Source organism: Novosphingobium sp. JCM 18896 (assembly GCF_025938095.1).
GTDB lineage: Bacteria > Pseudomonadota > Alphaproteobacteria > Sphingomonadales > Sphingomonadaceae > Novosphingobium.
This window is the reverse complement of record NZ_JAPCZF010000003.1, coordinates 401,375-423,223: the sequence shown is the minus strand read 5'-3', so window position 1 is coordinate 423,223 and position 21,849 is coordinate 401,375. Positions and strand designations below refer to the sequence as shown.

Here is a 21,849-nt window from a genome sequence, read left to right as displayed (position 1 = left end):
ATCAGCCCGCCCGGGTCCCCTGGACCTTGGCCTTGCCGAACATGCCGAGCTTGGCCGTGCCCGAGAGCGTATCGCCCTCGATCGTCAGGTCGTATTTAAGCGTGATCGGCATCGGCTGGGTGACCTTCATCTCCCATTTGAGCCGGTTGCCCTCGACCGTTCCCGAGAACTCCTGAGCGCCCTCAGGCGCGTCGAGCTTGCCGGTCAAGGTGCCGCCATCGGTGTGGAAGGTGGCGACCATCGTCTGCTCGGGGCCGACCGGGGGCTTCATCACCACGTCCCAGTTGCCGTCGATCGCCGCCGGGCCGGTCGCCGCTTCGGCCACGGGAGCCGGTGCCGCCGCGGGAGCGGGAGTAGGTGCTGCGGCCGCACCGCCGATGCGCTCGCCCGAAACCTTGGCCTTGCCGAACATGCCCAGCTTGGCCGTGCCCGCAAGCGTGTCGCCCTCGATCGTCAGGTCGTACTTGAGCGTGATCGGCATCGGCTGGGTGACCTTCATCTCCCACTTAAGCCGGTTGCCTTCGACCGTGCCGGAAAACTCCTGCGTGCCCTCGGGCGCCGCGAGCTGTCCGGTCAGCACCCCGCCCTCGGTGCGGAAGGTCGCGACCATTTCCTGCTTTGGCCCGACCGGCGGCTGCATGGTCACCTGCCATTCGCCATCGACGCTCAGAGGCAGCGCCCCGGACAGCACGGCGGAAGCACCGGGCGCCTCGGCGTCAAACGCGGGCTCGGGTGTGCCGGCGACGGGCGGCGGCGTCGCCTCGGCCTCGTCGCTGCGGCCCTCGACGAAATCGAGGATCTTCGACGGCGTCACCGGCAGCGAGACGGGCAGTTCACCGAAGGGCGAGAGTGCATCGGCAATGGCGTTGAACAAGGTCGGCGGACCGACGATCGCGCCGCCCTCGCCCACGCCGCGGAAGCCGCCTTCGTTGTTCGCCGGGATGTTCGAATGGATGTACTCGAAGTCCGGAACGTCGGTGATCGCCGGCAGCATGTAGTCCTTGAAGGTCGCCGCCGTAGGATTGCCGCGCTCGTCGTAGTGGACTTCCTCGAGCAGGACCTGGCCGATCGCCTGGGCAAGCCCGCCGGCGACCTGCCCCTCGACCACCGCCGGGTTGATCACCATGCCGCAGTCCTCGCTGCACAGCCAGCGCAGGATCTTGACGAAGCCCGTGTCGACGTCGACCTCGACCACGCAGGCATGCGCGGCGCTGGTCAGGGTCATCGGCGGCGGCAGATAGCGGTACTGCGCCTCAAGCCCCGATTCCATGCCCTGCGGCAGGCGCATAGGCTCGCCATAGGCGATCTCGGCAACCTCCTTGAGGCTGCGCGTCATCTCCTCGGCGCCGGCGATCTTGACCATGCCGTTCTCGATCGAGACGCTCTCGGGATTGGCGTTGTAGAGATGCGCGGCGACCGCCTGGATCTTTTCCTTGAGCAGCTTCGACGCCTTGATCGAGGCGCCGCCGCCGAGCACCGCCTGGCGGCTGCCCGCCGCGCCCGGCGCGAAGCCGCCGCGCGAGCTGTCGCCCTCGAACACGGTGACGTCCTCGTAAGGCACGCCGAGCTGGTCGGCGATGACCTGGGCCATCGTCGTCTGGGTGCCGTGGCCCTGGCTGTGGGTCGACATCATCGCCGTGACCTTGCCGGTCGGCTCGACGCGCAGCTGCGCGAGCTCGCCGGTCATCGGCGCCATCGAGCCAGCCGAGCCGGTCGGCTCGACATAGGCCGAGAGGCCGAGGCCGAGATAGCGCCCCTGCTTGCGCGCTTCGGCTTGCTCGCGGCGGAACTTGGCGACGTCGAAGGTCTCGAGCAGCTTGTCGAAGCACTCGGCCGGGCTCATGTCGTCGACCGGGATGCCCGCGGCCGTCGAATAGGGCAGTTCGCTGCGCCGGATCAGGTTCTTGCGGCGCAGATCGACCGGGTCGATCTTCATCTGCCGCGCGGCCTTGTCGAACAGCGCCTCGCGCGCCAGCGATTCCATCGCCCAGGGCCCGCGATAGGCGGCGAGGCCCGGCGTGTTCGAGTACCAGGCGCGGGTGATGAAGCCCGGCACGGGCACGCGATAGGCGACCCACATGAACATGTGCACGGCGACATTGGCGTCGGCACCCTGCGGGTAGCAGCCGTTGTTGCTCGAATAGTCGGCATGGGCGGCGAGGATCTTGCCGTCCTTGTCGAAGGCGACGCGCGTGGTCATTTCCTGCTCGCGCGCCTGGTTGCAGGCGGTCAGCGCCTCGAGCCGATCCTCGGTCCACTTGACCGGCCGCGACAGCAGCAGAGAAGCGACGATCGCCGCCACTTCCTCGCGCCAGGGATGGTTCTTGAGCCCGAACGAGCCGCCGACGTCCTTGGCGAGCACGCGGATCGACATGTCGGGCAGGCCGAGCGCCAGCGACAGCCACCGCGCCACGAGCTGCGGGCTCTGGCAGGTGATGTGGACGACCAGCTCTTCCTCGCCGCGCGGATCGGAAACGACGCCCCGCGTTTCCATCGGCGACTGCGCGATGCGCTGGTGGATCACCGTGCTGGTGACGAGGTGCGCGCCCTTGGCGAGCTCCTCCTCGATATCCTCGTCGTCCTCGATGCCCATGACCTGGGCGACGTTGGATTCGGTGGTCGGGTGGACAACCGCGCCCTTGCGCGCGTCGGCGATCGTGACAACGGGATCTTCCTCGTCGTATTCGACCACGACCAGACCGGCCGCGTCCTCGGCAACGTAGCGGTCCTTGGCCACGATCATGACGACCGGATCGCCGACATAGCGCACGTCGCCTTCGGCGAGCGGCCCCATCGGCACTTCGCCGGGCGTCATGTAGAAGGTGTGGAACACGACCGGGCGCTTCTTCAGGTCCTCGGCCGTATAGACCGCGACCACGCCGGGCAGGCTCCGCGCTTCCTCGACGTCGATCGACAGGATCTTGCCGCGCGCGATCGGGCTGCGATAGAACGCGGTGTGGAGCATGCCGGGCACCGCTACGTCGTCGACGAAGGTGCCCTTGCCGGTCAGCAGGCGGCCGTCTTCCTTACGCGTGACGCGCTTGCCGATCAGGCGTTGCGCACCGGTACCAAGGCCGGTCGGCGCGTTCATGCGTGCTCTCCATGATCGGCAGCGACGCCGGTCGGCTGGCCGGTGAGCTGGCGGATCGCGCGGCGGATGCCCTGGTAGCCAGTGCAGCGGCACAGGTGGCCCGACATCGCGGCGATCAGTTGGTCCTCGCTAGGCTTGGCGTCGTCGGCGGTCAGCGCCGCCATCGTGCAGACCACGCCCGGGGTGCAGAAGCCGCACTGGAGCGCGTGGTTGTCGCGCATAGCCTGCTGAACGGGGTGGAACGTGCCGTCCTCGGCGGCCAGCCCCTCGATCGTCGTGACTTCGGCGCCGTCGGCCTGGACCGCGAGCATCAGGCACGAACGCACGGCGAGGCCATCCACGATCACCGTGCAGGCACCGCAGACGCCGTGCTCACAGCCGAGATGCGTACCGGTAAAGCCCGCATCGACGCGCAGGAAATCGCCGAGCGTCTTGCGCGCCTCGACACGGCCCGAAACCGGCCGGCCGTTGATGGTAACCTCGATCGCGTGCTCGCTCATGCTGCTGCCTGCTGGATATTGAGGGCTTCGCCCAAGGTGCGCGCAAAGATGCGGCGGCCGACCGTGCGGCGATAATGCGCCGTCGCGTGGTGATCGGTGAAGGGATCGGTATCGGCGATCGCCAGTTCGGCGATGCCGCGCGGATCGATGTCGGACAGCGCCGTACCGATCAGCGCCTGCTCGGCCTGGCGGGCCTTGATCGGGGTCGGCCCCATGCCGAACCAGGCGAGCCCGGCGCGGGCGATCTTGCCACCTTCGATCGCGACCCGACCGACGAGCCCGACCAGCGCGAAATCGCCCGGTCGCTGCGCCACTTCGCGGAACACGGTGACCGCGTCGGCACCCCAGCGCGGATAGTGGATCGCGGTGACGAGTTCGTCGGGCTCGAGCACGGTCATGTAGGGGCCGAGGTAGAACTCGTCGGCCTTGACCCGGCGCGTGCCGCGATCGCGCGAATGGATCTCGATCTCGGCGCCCAGCGCCACGGCGGTCGCGGGCATTTCGGCCGCGGGCTCGCCCAGCGAGACCGAACCGCCGATCGTGCCGCGATTGCGCGTCTGGTAGTGACCGACATGGCTGAGCGCCAGGTTGAACACCGGCTGCGCGCCCTTCATCTCGGCATCGGCCAGGGCCACGGCCTGACGCGTGCCGGCGGCGACGCGCGTGGACTCGGCCGTATGGCTGATCCCGCGGAACCCCTCGATCCGGTTGACGTCGACGAGGATGAAAGGCTGGCTCATGCGCAGCGCCAGAAGCGGCATCAAGGTCTGCCCGCCGGCGAGCAGGGTAGCACCGCCGCCGGCCTCGGCCAGCACGTCGAGCGCCTCGGCCACGGTGCCGGGCGCGACATAGTCGAAGGGTGCGGGTTTCATCAGCGGCCTCCGCTGCGCTTGCCGGCCTGGAAGCCCGCGACGCCGGTGACCAGCAGCGCGAGCAGGCCGACGATCATCCAGACCTCGCCCGCGTCGCTGCGGCCGATCAGGAAGCCAGAGATCAGCGCCAGCGCGGTCGCCACGATCCAGATCCACGGCGTGCCGACGGGCTGGAGCGGCGCCGGAACGGCGACGTACTGCGGCGCTGCGATCGGTGCAGCAGCAGGCGCAGCACCGGGTGCGGCCGGAGCGGCGGAAGCCACAGGCGCGGTCGCAGCGGGAGCCGCGGCAGGCCCCTCGACGACTTCGCCGAACTTGGTGAAGAACTTGCCTGCGAGCTGCTTGGCCGTGGCGTCGATGATCGGCCCGCCGAGCTGCGCCAGACGGCCGCCGACCTGCGCCTCGACCTCATAGGCCAGCAGGGTGCCGCCATCGACCTCGGTCAGGTGGACCTTGGCGCCGCCCTTGGCATTGCCGACGGTGCCGCCCTGGCCCTCGCCGCTGATCTTGTAGCTCTCCGGCGGCTTGGCGTCGGAGATGGTCACCGCGCCTTTGAAGCGCGCGCCGATCGGGCCGATCTTGATCTCGACGACGGCCTCGAGCCGATCGTCACCGACCTTGTCGAGCGTCTGGCAGCCGGGGATGCACTGCCGCAGGACATTGGGATCGTTGAGCGCTTCCCACACCTTGGTGCGCGGTGCCGCGATCCTCTGCTCGCCCTTCATTTCCATGAGATAGTCTGCCTCCACCGTCCGCCGTCGGCCCCTCCCGCAGGCGGGAACCGACAACATTTATTGGGGCCTAGATGGCTGGCTGCAGCGACGCTGTCAAAGGGATAAGAGCTATAGTGTCTCGCAACTGCCAGTGCGCGAAAGGGCGCTATATCCGACAGAATATGGCTATCGCGGGATGGGAAGCAGGCCGCACGATTAGATCGGGGATCAACCGGGATGACGTTGCCGTTTTGTCGGCATCTTCTCCCATGGTCTTATTATGCCCGGCGATACCGCGCCGAAGAATCGCGCGACCTGCACGCGCAATGTTGGCGGGGCATTTCGTTGCGTCAATCGAGATTTGCAGACCGCGCGATCATTGCCAGAGACCTGTGTCGTTCATGTTCGCCATGGCCTCGGCCGCCTGCCGCACGCGCGCGATCATCGCCCGGTGGAGCAGCGGCCCCACACTGATCCGTGCCACGCCGAGTTCGGCGATCTCGGCCAGTGCCATGCCGCCCGGATGGGCCAGCAAGTTCACGGGACCGAGCGCGACATGCTCGCGCACGAGCGCGGGATCGGCGAGGAAGATCGGATAGATGCAGTCGGCGCCGGCCGCACGATAGAGCCGCGCACGTTCGAGCCCTTCGGCCGCCTCGCCCTGCTGCATGTGCACGTCGACGCGTGCGTTGATCACCACGCGTACACCGAGGTCCTCGCCGGCCTGACGGATCGCCGCGATGCGATCGGCCTGCACAGCAGCATCGACAAGACCGCCGCCGCGATGGTCGCTGTCCTCGAGGTTCAGCCCGCATGCGCCCGCCGCGAGCAGGCGTTCGACCAATTCGCGCGCAGGCAGGCCATAACCGTCTTCGAGATCGGCGGTCACCGGGCAGGACACGGCGGCGGCGATCCGGGCGATCGCGGCGAAGGCGACGTCAGGCGGCATGTGGCCGTGATCCTCGTAGCCGGCGACCGGCGCCACCACCGCGCTGGCTGTCGCCACGGCCGGCATGCCCGCCGCCTCAACCGCCTGCGCCACGGTCGGATCCCAGGCATTGGCCAGAAGCAAGGGCGTACCCGGAACGTGCAGCGCGCGCAGCCGCTCGGCGTCGGCGGCGAGATCGCGCGATGGCTTGTCGATTTTCGTCATGGTCTGGCTCCCGGATCGATCGTCTGTCAGGACCAGACGATCAGCCAGCCGCTTTCGTGACATCGCTTCAAGAAAAAAGGGAGAGGCCCGAGGGAGCCTCCCCTTTTTTTCAATCGGTTCGGGAAAGATCGAGATTACTCGCCGTCGTAGACGCCATCGTAGAGCGCTGCGCGTTCGACGCTGTCGCGGACCTGCGCCTGGGCCATGTTCACCGCGCTGTTGCGGCATTGGCGCGGCGTGTTGAGCGGGTCACTCATCGGGTAGTGCTGCTCGAGGAAACCGCAGGCTTCGTCGGCCGCAGCCTCGACACGCAGATTCAACTCGCGACGGCCCGCGCGCGTGCGCAGGTCGAGGTCGCCATGATAGACCACGGAATCGGTTTCGATCGTGCGGATCGGCGCGCCGCTGGCGCTGCGTCCCTCGGTGCGCATCCGCGGCGCGGTGACGGTGATCGAAGGGTCGGAATAGCCGGACTGCGCAGAGGCCGGAGCCAGGGGCAGGACGGCGGCCAGGGCCACGGCGCTGGCGATCAACAAGCGAGACATAAGAGCGTCCTTTCGTCGGTTCTTCTGTCCCCACTCCCGGGCAGGAAACGTCGCCCCGCAGGGCCGGTTTCGCGCTTGCGACGAGGCGAGCTGTATCAGCGTTGATACACGGTGATGTATTGTAAATGAGAATCGTTCGCGATATGCGATTCGCCGTCTTCAGCCCACATTTTACAGGATTTCACGGCGCCGATGCCAAACCCGACGCCGAGCCCCAAACCGCGCGCCAAGAGCCGCAAGTCGTTCTGGCTCAAGCAGATCATCATGTGGCACTGGATGAGCTCGGCGCTCAGCCTGATCGGCCTGGTGCTGTTCGCAGTCACCGGCTTCACGCTGAACCATGCCGCCGACATCGAGGGCAAGGCGGCGGTCACCGAACACGCCGCGCAGGTCCCGGCATCGCTGCAACCACTGATCGCACCAGACGACAAGCCCGACAGCAAGAAGGTGCTGCCGCCGCAGCTCGCCGCCTGGGTGGCGAAGGAGTTCAAGGTCGACACCAGCGGCGAGGCCGAATGGTCGTTCGACACGGTCTATCTGCCGCTGGCACGCCCCGGCGGCGACGCCTGGGTCTCGCTCGACCGCGAGACCGGCGAGGCGACCAGCGAGGACAGCGACCGCGGCGTGATCGCCTACCTCAACGACCTCCACAAGGGCCGCAACTCGGGCGGCGAATGGTCGTGGTTCATCGACGTCTTCGCCTTCGCCTGCCTGGTCTTCGCGCTGACCGGCCTCGTCCTGCTCTGGCTCCACGCGCACAACCGCAAGAGCACCTGGCCACTGGTCGCGGGCGGCTTCGTCATTCCCGCGGCCATCGCCCTCGTTTTCATTCACTGATCTTCTCACAGGGAGCCAATTCATGCAGCTGACCCATCGCATCGTTCTGACCGGCGTCTCGCTGGGCGCCGCCAGCGCACTCGCCACGCCCGCCATGGCGGACACGATCGACCTCTCGGTCGCGCTGCCGCGGCTGTCGGTGGCCGAATATCACAAGCCCTATGTCGCGATCTGGCTCGAGAAGACCGGCGCCCCCGCGCGCACGCTCTCGGTCTGGTACGATCAGGGCAAGCGCAACAATGGCGGGCTCAAGTGGGTCAACGACCTGCGCGCCTGGTGGCGCGTCGCCGGCCGCTCGATGACCCTGCCCGCCGACGGCGTCTCGGGCGCCACCAAGGCCCCCGGGCCGCAGCGCGTCAACCTGCCCGTCGGCACCCTGGCCAACGGCGCCTATACCTTGGTGATCGAGGCCGCGCGCGAAAACGGCGGCCGCGAGGTCGTGCGCGTGCCGTTCAACTGGTCGGGCTCGCAGGCTTCGGGCCGCGCCGCCGGTTCGGCCGAACTGGGCGCCGTCAGCCTGACCGTCCGCCGCTGAAATCCGAAGGGGGAGCGACCATGATGAAATTCCGTAAGTCCGCACTGTTCGTCAGTACGGCGATGCTGTTCGCCGGAACCGCCGCGCAGGCCCATCGTCCGTGGCTGCTGCCGTCGGACACGATGTTCACCGCTGGCGACAACTGGATGACGGTCGACGCCGCCATCTCGGAGAACCTGTTCTACATCGATTCCTTCGCCCCGCCGTGGAAGCCGGTGACGACGGCGCCCGACGGAACGGTCGTCGCAGCCGAAAACGCGTCGACCGGCAAGCTGCGCGCGACCTTCGACCTGCACCTGACCAAGCCCGGCACCTACAAGATCGCCGCCGTGGCCAACCAGATCTCGGGCAGCTACATGCTGAACGGCGAGCGCAAGATGCTGCCGCGCGGCACCACCGAAGAGACCATGGCCACGGCCGTGCCCGCCGGTGCCACCGATGTCTGGCAGGCGCCGAACAACCAGCGCATCGAGACCTTCGTCACCGCTGGCGAGCCGACCGACACGGTGTTCAAGCCGACCGGCAAGGGCCTGGAAATGGTTCCCGTGACCCATCCCAACAATCTCGGCGTCGACGAGCCTGCGACCTTCCAGTTCCTGCTCGACGGCAAGCCCGCGGCCGACCTGCCCGTGACCGCGGTCGCCGGCGGTTCGCGCTACAGCAACGGCCTCACGCAGATCGACGTCAAGACCGACGCAGAGGGCAAGGTCACGCTGACCTGGCCCAAGGCAGGCATGTACTGGGTGAGCGTCAGCTCGCCGGTGCGCCGGCCCGGCGGCGAAGGTCCCGGTGGCGGCCAGGGTGGTGGTCAGGGTGGACCGGGCGGTGGTGCCGGTGGTCCGCCCCCGGGTGGCCCAGGTGCCGGTCCCGGCGGCCAGGGCGGACCTGGTGGTCCCGGTGCCGGAGCGGGTGGCCCTGGCGGTCCCGGTGGTTTCGCCGGGCGACCCATCACGCCGCCGCAACGCCGCGACAGCTACATCATGACGGTAGAGGTGGTCGGCTGACCCCTCTTCCGGTGCCCCCCGTTTCGCCGGACGGCGAACCGCGCATCCTGATCCCGCCCACGCTCTCGCCCGCCGCCTTCGCGGCGCGCGACTCGGCGGGGCGGATCGCGCAGTTCGCTGGCGAGACGATGGGCACGCGCTGGTCGCTCAGCGCGGTCTCGGCGCCGGTTGACACGGCCAGGACCGTCCAGGCCGCGCTCGACCGCGTCGTCGCGCAGATGAGCCAGTGGGAGCCCGCCTCGGACATCTCGCGATTCAACCGCTCCGCACCGGGCACCTGGCAAAGTCTGCCCCCCGAATTCGCGCGCGTGCTCAAGGCCGCATTGCAGGTCGCCGAAAGCAGCGGCGGCGCTTTCGATCCGGCGCTGGGCGCCGCGGTCGATCTCTGGGGTTTCGGCCCCGCTCCGGCTCCCGACGACGCGCCGGCCGAAGCTGCGACCACCGCGGCCGTCGCCGGCGGCATCGACTTCGACGGACCGGGTCTGCGCGCCCGGCGGACCGCATCGGCACGGCTCGATCTCTCGGCCATCGCGAAAGGCTTCGGCGCCGATCTCGCCGCCGAGCACCTGCTGGCCAGCGGCCTGCGCCATTTCCTGCTCGAGGTCGGCGGCGAACTGCGCGGCCACGGGCTCAAGCCCGAAGGGCAGCCCTGGTGGGTCGAGATCGAGCGGCCGCCACAGGCGCGCTTCGCGCCGCTGCGCATGGCGCTGCACGAGCAAGCCGTCGCCACCTCGGGCGACTATCGCCGCTGGCTCGACGCGGGAGGTGAGCGTCACGCGCACACGCTCGATCCGCGTACGGGGCGACCCGTAGCGAACGCGGTCCATTCGGTGACCGTGCTGCACGAAAGCTGCATGATGGCCGACGCCTGGGCGACGGCGCTGACCGTGCTCGGTGCGACCGAAGGCATCGCCCTGGCCGATGCCGAAGGGCTGGCCGTCTACATGATCGCAGGCGAGGAAGAGCTGCTCTCCGCCGCGCTGAGGACAATGCTGGACTGAGCGGCGAAACCTAGATCTGGTCGAACAGCGACGGCATCTCGAAATTGGTCGCGAAGTCGGCGTTGGTGTTGCGGAAGTCCTCGCTCCAGCCACGCGCCTGGCGCTCCTCGGGGCTCATCGCATCGTACTGCGAGGCCAGCTGTTTGCTGTAGTTCGCGATCATGCTGTAGGCGTCGCCGCTGCCCATGGCGCTGACGAAGCTCTGCCGCGTGTCCTCGCGCAGCGCCTCCTTGGCGGCACGGGTCTCGGCAGCACTGAAAGTGCCATCCTTGTTCAGCGCGACGATCGCGAGCGCGCGGCCGGACAGTTCGGTGAGATCGGCATCGCCCTTCTTCGTGCCGGCGGTGTACTGGCTGTCGAGCGCGGCACGCACTTCCTTGGCCAGAACCGAAGCGTCCTTCTCGTTGTCTTCCTTGGCCGTCGCGGCGGCCAGCGCGGCGGCGGAAATGGTGACCTGGGTTCCCGAGGTGCTCTGAGTCGTTGTGGTCGTGCTCTCGGCTTTCGCGAGCTTCGCCATCGCCGCGCTCACGGCCGCGCTCGCGTCGGTCTTGGTGGTGCTGGTACTGTTGTAGCCGTAGCTCGACAGGACGGAGCTGAGCGACACGGTCATGACTTGGCCTCCCGATCGGAAAAATTCCGAAACGCGGGAGCCAGCGGTAAACGAGCGTGGTTAGCGAAAGGTTACCGTACGCCCGGGATAGCCCCGTGCGCGGCGCCACGCCTCAGCTGTCGGCCCAGCGACGCAGCAGGTTATGGTAAACACCGGTTAGCTGGATGATCGCCGGATCGTCCTGGCCGCGGTCCTGTGCGATCGCCTGGATCGCCGAGTCCATCTCGAACAGGGTGCGGCGCGCCTCGGTGTCGCGGATCATCGACTGGATCCAGAAGAAGCTGCCCACACGCCGGCCGCGCGTGACAGGTTCGACGCGGTGGAGGCTCGACGAGGGATAGAGGATCATGTGCCCGGCCGGCAGCTTGACCTGCTGCGCGCCGAACTGGCCCTCGATCGTCAGTTCGCCGCCGTCGTAGCTGTCGGGATCCTCGAGGAACAAGGTCGCCGACAGATCGGTGCGCACGCGGAAGTCGGTGCCGCGGCGGATGCGCACGGCGCTGTCGATGTGCACGCCGAAGGTCTCGCCGCCCTCGTAGGAGTTGAACAGCGGCGGATAGATCTTGAGCGGCAATGCCGCAGCGATGAACAGCGGGTTGCGGCCGAGCGCGTCGAGCACGAGCGCGCCCGCCTCCTGCGCCGCCGGATTGTCCTCGGACAGCTGGTGGTTCCGCTTGGCCAGCGCCGACTGGTAGCCCGAGGTGGCATTACCGTCGATCCAGTCGGCCTGGTCGATGATCGCGCGCACGCGCGCCAGGGCCTCTGCATCGAGGACGTCGGGAATGGCGATGAGCATCGGAAGCGGCTTTCAGCCCTGGAGGACGAAGGGGATCTCGACGACGCCGCGAACCATGACCGGCTGGCCGTCGCGGATCGTTGGCGCCCAGCGCCACTGACGCACGGCATCGCGCGCGGCATTGTCGAGGCTGGCAAAGCCGCTCGAACGCGACACGGTCACGCTGGCGACCTTGCCGTCGGCGCCGAGCGTCACGGTGAGCACGACCGTGCCCTGCTCGTGCTTGCGGCGCGAATCCATCGGATAGCGCGGCGGCTTGGCCGAGATCATCTGCGTGCCGATGTTGCCGCCCTGGATCATGCTCGGCGGCGACGGCGGCGCGGGTGGAGCCGGCGGCGCGGGCGGCGCCGGTGGCGCGACCACGACCGGCTGCGGCGCGGGATCGACCGCGATCGTCACCGACGAGACCAGCGGGATCGGCGGCGGCGGACTGTAGGGCTTGACCTCCAGCTTGACCGTCTCGGCCTTCTGTTCCTTCTGCTGCTCGGGCGGCTTGGGCGGGCTGTCGAGCCGCATCTCGACCATCTTCAGGCGATGCTCGGTGGGCTTGTGGAAGTGCGGCTGCAGATACATGCCGATGACGAAGGCGCCGACATGCGCGGCGATCACACCGGCCACGGTCTTGGGGCTGAACCGGCGATCCTCGCCATAACGGCCGCCGCGAACGAACGGCGCTTGCGGCGCAGCGCTGGCCGCGATGTCGCTCGCGCTGGCCATGCCCGTTACCGGGAACTCGTCCGTATCAGCCAACCGAAGCATGATCGCCCCACCGTCCCTGAGAAGTTCGCGCCCTATCGCAAATCGTAATGCGAATCAATTGCACGATCTTTGATGCCGATCAAAGCCGGCGCCCCGGCATCCGAAGATGCCGGGGCATACCGATCAGAACGAGTAGTTGAGGCTGAACACGGCCGAGCGGTCCTGCGACGGCGTGGCCCAGGAGCCGGCAACCGAGTTGCGGACGGTCGTCACGTACTTCTCGTTGGTCAGGTTCTGGACGTTGATCTGCGCCTTGAGGTTGTCGGTGACGGTATAGCCCAGCATCAGGCGATGGATCGTGTAGCTCGGCACCTTGTAGATGATCGTGTTGGGCACGGTCACCGTCGGCTGGTTGAGCACGAAGCTACCCTGATAGGTCAGGCCGTAGCCGACCTCGAGACCGAACGGGAAACGGTACGAGGTGAACAGGCTGCCCGAATGCTCGGGTGCGTTGGTCAGGCGCGCGCCGGGCAGGATGATCGTGGCCGAGCAGCCGGTCGCCAGCGGATCGGCGAAGCAACGGTCCGAACCACCCTGGAGCAGCTTGGCATCGAGGTACATGTAGTTCGCCGAGACGGTCCAGTTCTCGGTGATGTTGCCCGAAGCGCCGAGCGAGACGCCCTGGACGCGCTGGCGGCCGTCGAGCTGCTGATCGGGGATCGACGGATCGCCCGAAGCAACGCGCACCGAGTCGCGATCGTTGCGGAACAGCGCGGCGGTGAGCAGCAGGCCCTTGTTGAACAGGTCCGCCTTGACGCCGATCTCGTAGTTCTTGGTCGTCTCGGGGCGCAGGTTGCAGCTGTCGGCAGCGCAGGAGGCATCGACCGAAGCCTGCGACGGGTTCTTCGACGAACCATGCGCGACATAGAGGCTGATGTCCGGGGTCGGCTTGAACACGAGGCCCACGCGATAGGAGAACAGGCTGTCGCTGTTGACGAACGGCCCGGTCTGCGTGGTCGGATTGCCCAGGGTGGCACCCGGGGTGGTCGAGTAGGACTGCGTGCGGTTCTCGCCCGCGGCCTTCTCGTAACGGATACCGCCGTTGAACTCGAACATCTGGCCGAACTTGATCGTGTCGAACAGATAGGCCGCGTAGGCGTGGCGGTTGCCCTTGTTACGGCTGCCGAGGATAAAGTTCACCGGGCCGACGTAGTTGTTGCTGCCGTAGACGCGCGCCAGGCCCGTCGTCGCGGCGGGGCCGGTGATCGTCGCGGCCGGATCGCCGATGTTCACCAGCGGCAGATAGAAGCCGAGGCTGGCGCCCGCGTTGTAGAGCGGGTTGGCGGCGATCGTGGTGACGCCGTTGGTCGTCGTCGAGGTGAACGGCGCGGCATAGGGATCATAGCCCTGCGCGGTGCGGTTGATGTTGCCCTGGCGCTGCTCGAAGCCTTCCCACAGCGCCGAGGCGCCGACCACGAGCGAGTGGTGCAGACCGCCGGTGTCGAACTCGGCGCTGAGGTCGAGCTGGGTATAGGCGGTGTCGTTCTCGATCAGACGGTTCACGCCGCGGCCGCCGGTGGGCAGGTAGTAGCCCGCCGGGATGTTGAGCGTCGTCGCCGCACCCGTCGCCGCGGTCTGGATCGCCGCCGTACAGGCGGTACCGGCCGGGATCGGCGTGCCGATGACCGTCGGGATCGCCGACGGCTGCAGACCGTTGGCGAGGCAGAAGGTGCCGTTCGGCTGGCTGGTCACCGTATCCTGGCGAATGTTCTCGTAGCGCGTCAGGCTGCGAATCTTCACGCCCTCGCCCAGTTCGTGGCTGAAGATCGCCTGGAAGGCGTTGGTCAGCGAGTTCTGGCGATCGAGGTTGGCAAAGCCGTAGTAACCCTCGCGGTCGAACTCGGGCAGGAAGCCGCCGAGGTGCGCGTAGTAGCGCAGGCCGTACTGCGGCATCGCCTCGTCATCGAGGTGCTCGTACTGGAGCGTCAGGTTGGTCGGGCTGTCGATGCCGATCGTGATCGCCGGGGCGACGCCCCAGCGCTCGAAGTTCTCGACCTTGCGGCCGGGCACGTCGTTCTTGTGGTAGACGGCGTTGAGGCGCACGGCGATCAGGTCGCTGACGCGCTTGTTGATGTCGACCGTGCCGCGATAGTAGTTGTCGGTACCGATGCCGGCGCTGATCAGGCTCTGGTCCTCGGCCAGCGGGCGCTTGGTCACGAGGTTGATCGTGCCCGCAACCGAACCGCCGCCGTTGTAGACCGAGTTGGCGCCGTTGGTCACCTCGACCTGCTCGATGTTGTAGGTCTCGTTGCGGTTGAGGAAGGCCGACGAACGCACGCCGTCGATGGTGACGTCGTTCTTGGCGTCCTGGCCGCGCAGGATGATGCGGTCGCCATAGCCGAAGCCGCCCTCGCCCGCGCCGAAGGTGATGCCGGGAACGGTCTGCAGCACGTCGCGCAGGGTCAGCAGGTTCTGCTGCTGGATCGAAGCCTTCGAGATCACGGTGATCGTCTGCGGGGTGTCGAGCAGCGGCGCCGTGTACTTGGGCGATTCCGCCTTTTCGACCTTGACCGGGTTCTCGTCGATCGCCGTGTCGGTGACGGTGACGCCGCCGAGCTTCTGCTCCTGGGCGTGCGCGACCGATGCCGTGGCGATGGCGCCGACGCAGGACAGGGCAAGGAACGCCGGCTTGGCGGCGGAAGGCTTGATCATCTTGGTGTACCCCTCATGAATGTGGGGGCCTGCTATTGCGAGTCTTTCGCAGTGTCAACAGAACTGCGAATGATTCTCAGAGTCACTAGCTTTTGATGCAAAAATGCAACGACGGCCGCGGCCGCCGGGTCATTCCTCGGCTGGGATTTTGGGTGTGAAAGCTAGCGCGGCGCGCTGGCGGGGCTCGGCGCATCGGCCAGCGGATCGCCGCCGAGCGAGCGGTAGAGCGCGACGAGATTGCTCGCGCGGACGCGCTGGACGTTGGCCAGGGTGCGCTCGGCACCATAGAGCGACTGCCGCGCCGACAGTTCCTCGAGATAGGACTGGACCCCGCCGCGATAGCGCAGTTCGGCCAGGTGCTGGTTGTCCGCCGCGGCGTCGCGTCCGGCGCGCACCGCCCGCAACTGCTCGTCGATCGTGCCGCGCCGCGCGAGCGTGTCGGCGACGTCGGCGAAGGCCCCCTGCACGGCCTTGCGATAGGCGGCGAGCGCCGCGTCGCGCTGCGCCTCGCTCTGGTCGACACCCGCGCGCAGAGCCCCCGCGCGGAAGATCGAATAGCTGGCGTTGCCGCCGGCCTGCCAGTTGAAGTTGCCACCGTCGAACAGGCTGCCCAGCGCGTCCGAAGCGAAGCCGAGCAGCCCGGTCAGAGTGATCCGCGGGAACATCGCCGCGCGCGCCGCGCCGATCTCGGCATTGGCGGCCTTGAGCTGATACTCGGCCTGGATCACGTCGGGCCGACGCAGCAGCACCGTCGAATCGAGACCCGCGGGGACCTCGCGCAGCTGGCTGCCGGCATCCTCGACGCTCGCGGGCAGGTTCGCCGCATCGACCGGCGCGCCGACGAGCAGTTGCAGCGCGTTGAGATCCTGCGCGACCAAGGTGGTCTGGTTGGCGACATCGGCCTGCGCGGTCTCGAGCACGATCTGCGCCTGGCGCAGGTCGCTGCGCGGCGCGACGCCGCCGTCGAGCCGGCGCTGGGTCAGCCGCGCGGACTCGCGTGCGGCCTCGGCGGTCTTCTGCGCGGTCTGCAGCAGGCTGCGATCGAGACCATAGGCGATCCAGGCCTCGGCGACGTCGGACACCAGGGTCAGCCGCGTCGCGCGCGCGGCTTCTTCGCTCGCGAGATAGCGCTGCCGCGCCGCGCCGGTCAGCGAGGCGATGCGGCCGAAGATGTCGATTTCCCAGTTGGTGATCGAGGCCTGGGCGGTGATCGTCTCGCGCACCCCGGCGCCACCGTTGCCGACCGCGGTACCACCCTGGACGTTCGCGCCCTTGATCGCGCGATAGGATCCCGTCGCCGAAATCTGCGGGAACAGGTCGGCGCGCTGGATGCGATACTGCGCGCGCGCCGACTCGATATTGGCGATCGCCGCGGCGACATCCTGGTTGTTCGCCAGCGCCTGGTCGAGCACGGCGCGCAGCCGCGGATCGGGGAAGACGTCGCGGTAGGAATAGGAGGGCAGCGCCGCCTCGCTCTGCCGCAGATAGGCGTCCCCCGCAGGCCAGGTCGGCGGCACGGGCAGATCGGGCGTCGCATACTTGGGCGCCATCGAGCAGCCCGCGAGCGCGGACACGCCCGCCAGAAGGAGAAGCGCGCGCCTCATACCAGCGGCTCCTCTTCGGGCGTGGGACCGGTCAGCGGATGATAGTGATCGTGGAACTTCTTCATGCCGTCGCGCACGCCGCGGCGGACGAGAACGAAGAACAGCGGAATGTAGAACACGGCGAGCAGGGTCGCGGTCAGCATGCCGCCGATCACCGCCGTACCGATGGCGATGCGGCTGTTGGCACCCGCGCCATTGGCGATGGCCAGCGGCAGCACGCCGAAGATGAAGGCGCAGCTCGTCATCAGGATCGGCCGCAGGCGGGTCTTGGCCGCCTCGAGCGCGGCGTCGATGATCCGCGCGCCCTTGCGCTCGGCCTGTTCGGCGAACTCGATCATCAGGATCGCGTTCTTCGCCGCGAGCCCCATCGTCGTCAGCAGGCCGATCTGCAGGTAGATGTCGTTCTCGAGCCCGCGCAGGGTCACGGCGAAGACCGCACCGATCAGACCGAGCGGGATGATCAGCAGCACCGCGACCGGGATCGACCAGGATTCGTAGAGCGCGGCGAGGCAGAGGAACACCACCAGCAGCGACAGCACGTAGAGGAACGGCGCCTGGCCCGAGGACAAGCGCTCTTCGTAGGAAGCGCCGGCCCAGGCGATCGACACGCCCTGATACTTGGCCACGATCGCGGCGATCGCGTTCATCGCCTCGCCCGAACTGGTGCCCGGCGCGGCCTGGCCGTTGAGCTCGTAGTTCGAGACGCCGTTGAAGCGCGAGAGGTTGATCGGCGCATTGCTCCAGCCGATCGCGGCGATTGCGGAGATCGGCACCATCTGGCCGCTCGACCCGCGCACCTGCCAGAGGCCGAGGTCCTCGGGATGCGAGCGGTACGGCGCGTCACCTTGGACGAAGACGCGCTTGACGCGGCCGCGGTCGTTGAAGTCGTTGACGTAGCGCCCGCCCCAGGCCGTCGACATCGTCGCGTTGACGTCGGCCTGGCTGAGCCCGAGCACCGAAAGCTTCTGTGGATCGGCATCGACCTTGAGCGTCGGCTGATCGGGCAGCGAGGACAGGCGCACGTTGGCCAGCGCGCTATTGCCGCGCGCTTCGGCCACGATGTCCTCCTGCACGCGGCGGAAGGCCTCGCGGCTCATGCCGCTCGAATTGAGCAGTTCGGCGGTGAAGCCCGTCGACTGGCCGAGGCCGCGCACCGAGGGTGGTACGACCGCATAGAACTCCACATCGCGCAGCGAAGACAGCGCGCGCGTGGCGCGCCGCGTGATCGCCTCGGCCGAATTCTCCTTGCCCGGACGCTCGTCCCAGTTCTTGAGACCGAGGAAGCCACGGCCCGAACTCTGGCCGCCGCCACCGCCGCCACCGCCGCCGGCGACGGTCTGCAGCGAGTAGATGTTCTTGGCCTCGTTCTTCTGGAAATAGTCCTCGATCTGGCGCGCCGCCTCGTTCGTACGCTCGAGCGTGGCGCCGGGAGGAAGCTGGTACTGCAGCGCCGCGACGCCCTGATCCTCGTTGGGCACGAAGCCCGTCGGCAGGCGCAGGAACAGCACCGCGAGCAGCACCACGACGAGGCCGTAGAGCACGAGATAGCGGCGCTTGCGATCGATGACGTGGACCGTGCGCGCCTGGTGCCATTCGACCAGCCGCGAGAAATGGCGATCGAACCACACGCGCATGCGCATCGAATTGCGGCCGACGAAGCCCTCGTGATCCTCGTCCTCGTGGCGCTTGAGCAGGGTCGCGGTCAGCGCCGGACTGAGGATCAGCGCCACGAGCACCGAGAGCACCATGGCCGAGACGATCGTCAGCGAGAACTGCTTGTAGATGACGCCCGTCGAGCCACCGAAGAAGGCCATGGGCAAGAACACGGCCGACAGCACGAGCGCGATCGCGACGAGCGCGACCTGGATCTCCTGCATCGACTGGATCGTCGCCTCGCGCGGAGTCATGCCCGGGTTCTCGGCCATTAGGCGCTCGACGTTCTCGACCACGACGATCGCGTCGTCGACGAGCAGGCCGATCGCCAGGACCATGCCGAACAGGGTCAAGGTGTTGATGCTGAAATCGGCCACGCCGAACACCGCGATCGTGCCGAGCAGCACGACCGGCACGGCGATCGCCGGGATCAGGGTCGCGCGCCACGACTGCAGGAAGATGAACATGACGATGACGACGAGGACGATCGCCTCGCCCAGAGTCACCACGACGTCCTCGACCGACTTCTCGATGAAGATCGTCGAATCGTTCGGATAGGCGACCTTGTAGCCGGCGGGGAAGCTCTTCGAGCTCTCAGCAATCATCGCCTTCACCCGCTCGGCCGTGAGCAGCGCGTCGGCGCCCGGCGAGAGGCTGATCGCCATGCCCGCCGCGGGGTGGCCGTTGATCCGGCCGATGACGCCATAGTTCTCGGCGCCGAGCTCGATCCGCGCGACGTCCTTGAGCTGCACGATCGCGCCGCTGGGCAAAGTCTTGAGCACGATCTTGGCGAATTCTTCGGGCTTCGACAGACGCGACTGCGCGGTGACCGTGGCGTTGAGCATCTGCCCCTGCGGGCTCGGCACGGCGCCGATCTCGCCCGCGGCGACCTCGGTGTTCTGCGCCTGGACCGCACTGACGACGTCCCCGGGAACCAGCGAGAAACCGGCAAGCTTCGCCGGGTCCAGCCAGATGCGCATCGCATATTGCGATCCGAACACGTCGGTCTCGCCCACGCCCTCGATACGGCCCAGCGAATCCTGGAGGTTCGAGACCATGAAGTCCGCGACGTCGAGGTTCGAGGACTTGTCAGTGGTGTCGTAGATGCCCATCACCATCAGGAAGTCGGGGTTCGACTTGGTGACGGTGACGCCTTGCTGCTGAACCTGCTGCGGCAGGCGGCTCAGCGCCTGCTGCACGCGGTTCTGCACCTGGACCTGGGCGATGTCGGGATCGGTGCCCTTCTCGAAGGTGGCGCTGATCGAGGCGCGCCCGCGTGAGGACGACTGCGAGCTGAAATAGAGCAGGCCGTCGATGCCGGTCAGCTGCTGCTCGATGACCTGGGTGACGCTGTTCTCCAGCGTCTCGGCCGAAGCGCCCGGATAGTTGGCGCGGATGTTGACCTGCGGCGGCGCGATGTCGGGATATTGCTCGACCGGCAGAGACCGCAGGGTGATGAGCCCCAGCAGCATCGTGATGATGGCGATGACCCAGGCGAAGATCGGCCTGTCGATGAATATCCGCGACATGCGGGGATCAGCCCGCCTTGCCCGCAGCGGGCGACTTTTGATCCCCCGTCCGCGGCGCCTGCGATGCGGTTTCGGGCACCGGCTTGACCGGCTGGTTCGCCCGCACCTTGCCCAGCCCCTGGATGATCACGCGATCACCCGCCTTGAGCCCCTGCGTGACGATCCAGTCGTTGCCCTGGGTATGGACGGCGGTGACCGTGCGGATCACCGCCTTGTTGTCGGGCCCGACGACATAGACCTCGGCATTGCCCTTGGGATCGCGGGTCAGCGCCGCCTGCGGGACGAGAAAGGCGCCGGTCACGCGCGACTGGGCGAAGCGCGCCCGCGCGAACATGCCGGGCATCAGCAGCCCTTGCGGATTGGCGAAGCGCGCGCGCAGCGTGACCGTGCCCGTGCCGGGATCGGCGGTGACTTCGGAGAATTCGACCGTGCCCGGCAGTTCGTAGTCGCTGCCGTCGTCGAGCTTGAGCCGGACCTCGGCCGTGACCGGCGCGACCCCGCCCGCGGCAAGCTGGCGGCGCAGCTGGAGCAGTTCGGACGAGCTCTGCTGGATGTCGACGTAGATCGGATCGAGCACCGAGATCACCGCGAGCGGATCGGCCTGGCCGGTGGTCACCAGCGCACCCTCAGTGAACAGCGAACGGCCGATGCGACCGGTAAGCGGCGCGGGGATAGTCGCGAAGCGCAGGTTGATCTGCGCGGTGTTCAGCGCGGCGCGGTTCTGCGCGACCGCGGCATTGGCGGCACGCGACGCGGCCAACGCGTCGGTATAGTCCTGCTGGGCGATCGCCTGCTCGCGCGCGAGCGGGCGGAAGCGATCGGCCTTGGCCCGCGCCGCCTCGGCCTGGGCCTGGGCGCTGGCGAGATTGGCCGAAGCCTGCGCCGCCGCGGCACGATAGATACTGGGGTCGATCTGGTAGAGCGGCTGCCCCTGGCGAACCAGCGCGCCCTCGGCATAGAGCCGCTTGAGGATCACCCCCGAAATCTGCGGGCGCACTTCGGCCGTGCGCAAGGCGGTGATCCGGCCCGGAAGTTCGGTGACGATCGGCACCGAGGTGGCCTGCATCACGCGGAAACCGACTTCGGGCGGCCCCTTGTCGCGCGAATTTCCCTCGCCTTTGCTGCAGGCGCACACGGCCAGGGTCAGCAAAACCGCGGCAACTGTCTGAATGAGCGCAGAATCGCGCCGTGGCGGCCGGGGAGTGGTTCGCATGTGCAACCAAATCCGGAACGCCAGCCGTACTGTCAAGTATCAGTTTGTCGCGAACCCATATTGCCGTTCGCGCCCGGTCGCAGCAACGCCTCGCCGGTTTCAGACGAGGACCCGCCGCCCGCTATCGCACCGCAACAGAACTCAGCAGGTCAGCTTGGAGCCGGATGCGATATTCGTGGTGTTCGTGAGGCTGAGATCGGTACGCTGACGCACGACGTAGGCCTGCTCAGCCTTCATCGTCGTGGTTCCGAAAAGCCTGCTGGTTATGAGCGGCTTATAATCGAACCGCACTTCGGCCAGGATGATCGCGACGCCTGCGGCAGCCGTCATCTTAGGCGTACTACTCCCGATGCCGGTAAGTGAGGAGTCGGTCTTGCCCTTGCCCTCGGCGCCATAAGCCGAAGCCACGCTCTTGCTCCCCGTGCAACGCTGCCACCGGATCCACTGGCCGTTTTTTGCGTCGTTGAGCTGGATCGACGAAATGATCACGCGGCCACGATTGTTGAAATCCAGCCGCGCGCCATTGAGCGTGGTCGCTGCCATGATCTCGTTGATGTCGGTCTCGTCGATCGTGTTCTTGACCCTCGCGGCGTTGTCCGCCGCCTGCGAGGCCAACTGGTTTATCTGCTGGTTGCACAGGGCGTACCAAGCGATCTCGAGCCCCGAAACGGTGATCGTGATCAACAGCGGCAGCGATAGCGCGAATTCGAGCAAGGCTACACCGCCGCGATCGGATCGTAGCCGGCGCAAGAGCTTGAACGTGCCCATGACCATTTTCTTCG

18 protein-coding genes are annotated in these 21,849 nt (G+C 67.6%); 4 read left to right on the top strand and 14 right to left on the bottom strand.

What is annotated here, in order from left to right:
* Position 1: 1 nt before the first annotated feature.
* The 6 genes from OLX23_RS12340 to OLX23_RS12315 form a co-directional block, all read right to left on the bottom strand.
* On the bottom strand, positions 2-3,091 hold the full coding sequence (locus tag OLX23_RS12340) for a xanthine dehydrogenase family protein molybdopterin-binding subunit (RefSeq protein ID WP_264445298.1): 3,090 nt from the start codon (positions 3,089-3,091) through the stop codon (positions 2-4).
* Positions 3,088-3,591 (bottom strand): (2Fe-2S)-binding protein, encoded by a 504-nt coding sequence (locus OLX23_RS12335; RefSeq protein WP_264445297.1) that lies wholly within the window; start codon positions 3,589-3,591, stop codon positions 3,088-3,090. Before OLX23_RS12335 ends, OLX23_RS12340 begins: the two co-directional genes overlap by 4 nt.
* Positions 3,588-4,463, bottom strand: a complete 876-nt coding sequence (locus tag OLX23_RS12330; protein ID WP_264445296.1) for an FAD binding domain-containing protein — start codon at positions 4,461-4,463, stop codon at positions 3,588-3,590. Before OLX23_RS12330 ends, OLX23_RS12335 begins: the two co-directional genes overlap by 4 nt.
* Positions 4,463-5,194, bottom strand: a complete 732-nt coding sequence (locus OLX23_RS12325; protein ID WP_264445295.1) for a CoxG family protein — start codon at positions 5,192-5,194, stop codon at positions 4,463-4,465. Before OLX23_RS12325 ends, OLX23_RS12330 begins: the two co-directional genes overlap by 1 nt.
* Positions 5,195-5,552: 358 nt before the next feature.
* Positions 5,553-6,329, bottom strand: coding sequence for an isocitrate lyase/PEP mutase family protein (locus OLX23_RS12320; protein WP_264445294.1), 777 nt, complete (start codon positions 6,327-6,329; stop codon positions 5,553-5,555).
* A 134-nt stretch (positions 6,330-6,463) separates the two neighbouring features.
* Positions 6,464-6,874: a UrcA family protein gene (locus OLX23_RS12315; RefSeq protein WP_264445293.1), complete on the bottom strand. Its 411-nt coding sequence runs from the start codon at positions 6,872-6,874 to the stop codon at positions 6,464-6,466.
* Positions 6,875-7,066: 192 nt separating this feature from the next.
* On the opposite strand from OLX23_RS12315, the gene OLX23_RS12310 reads away from it, so the two are divergent.
* From OLX23_RS12310 to OLX23_RS12295, 4 genes are read left to right on the top strand one after another with little or no spacing between them, the layout of a single operon-like run.
* Positions 7,067-7,711, top strand: a complete 645-nt coding sequence (locus OLX23_RS12310; RefSeq protein ID WP_264445292.1) for a PepSY-associated TM helix domain-containing protein — start codon at positions 7,067-7,069, stop codon at positions 7,709-7,711.
* 22 nt (positions 7,712-7,733) lie between these two features.
* Positions 7,734-8,246, top strand: a complete 513-nt coding sequence (locus OLX23_RS12305) for a DUF2271 domain-containing protein (RefSeq protein ID WP_264445291.1) — start codon at positions 7,734-7,736, stop codon at positions 8,244-8,246.
* A 20-nt stretch (positions 8,247-8,266) separates the two neighbouring features.
* Positions 8,267-9,250, top strand: a complete 984-nt coding sequence (locus tag OLX23_RS12300) for a DUF4198 domain-containing protein (protein ID WP_264445290.1) — start codon at positions 8,267-8,269, stop codon at positions 9,248-9,250.
* Between the two features lie 11 nt (positions 9,251-9,261).
* Positions 9,262-10,251, top strand: coding sequence for an FAD:protein FMN transferase (locus OLX23_RS12295; RefSeq protein WP_264445289.1), 990 nt, complete (start codon positions 9,262-9,264; stop codon positions 10,249-10,251).
* Positions 10,252-10,261: 10 nt separating this feature from the next.
* Here the strand turns inward: OLX23_RS12295 and OLX23_RS12290 are convergent, their stop codons facing one another.
* The 8 genes from OLX23_RS12290 to OLX23_RS12255 all read right to left on the bottom strand — a co-directional run bounded on the left by OLX23_RS12290 (position 10,262) and on the right by OLX23_RS12255 (position 21,835).
* Positions 10,262-10,861 (bottom strand): hypothetical protein, encoded by a 600-nt coding sequence (locus OLX23_RS12290; protein WP_264445288.1) that lies wholly within the window; start codon positions 10,859-10,861, stop codon positions 10,262-10,264.
* 112 nt (positions 10,862-10,973) lie between these two features.
* Positions 10,974-11,657, bottom strand: coding sequence for a Fe2+-dependent dioxygenase (locus OLX23_RS12285; RefSeq protein ID WP_264445287.1), 684 nt, complete (start codon positions 11,655-11,657; stop codon positions 10,974-10,976).
* A gap of 12 nt (positions 11,658-11,669) precedes the next feature.
* Complete coding sequence (locus OLX23_RS12280) at positions 11,670-12,416, bottom strand: energy transducer TonB (protein ID WP_264445286.1); 747 nt, start codon at positions 12,414-12,416, stop codon at positions 11,670-11,672.
* A gap of 123 nt (positions 12,417-12,539) precedes the next feature.
* Positions 12,540-15,068 (bottom strand): TonB-dependent receptor, encoded by a 2,529-nt coding sequence (locus OLX23_RS12275; RefSeq protein ID WP_264445285.1) that lies wholly within the window; start codon positions 15,066-15,068, stop codon positions 12,540-12,542.
* Positions 15,069-15,229: 161 nt separating this feature from the next.
* Positions 15,230-16,672: an efflux transporter outer membrane subunit gene (locus OLX23_RS12270; protein ID WP_264445284.1), complete on the bottom strand. Its 1,443-nt coding sequence runs from the start codon at positions 16,670-16,672 to the stop codon at positions 15,230-15,232.
* Positions 16,669-19,854: an efflux RND transporter permease subunit gene (locus tag OLX23_RS12265; protein WP_264445283.1), complete on the bottom strand. Its 3,186-nt coding sequence runs from the start codon at positions 19,852-19,854 to the stop codon at positions 16,669-16,671. The genes OLX23_RS12270 and OLX23_RS12265 overlap by 4 nt, the downstream gene beginning before the upstream one ends.
* A gap of 7 nt (positions 19,855-19,861) precedes the next feature.
* On the bottom strand, positions 19,862-21,067 hold the full coding sequence (locus tag OLX23_RS12260) for an efflux RND transporter periplasmic adaptor subunit (protein WP_264445282.1): 1,206 nt from the start codon (positions 21,065-21,067) through the stop codon (positions 19,862-19,864).
* 141 nt (positions 21,068-21,208) lie between these two features.
* Positions 21,209-21,835, bottom strand: coding sequence for a TadE/TadG family type IV pilus assembly protein (locus OLX23_RS12255; RefSeq protein WP_264445281.1), 627 nt, complete (start codon positions 21,833-21,835; stop codon positions 21,209-21,211).
* Between the last annotated feature and the right edge of the window lie 14 nt (positions 21,836-21,849).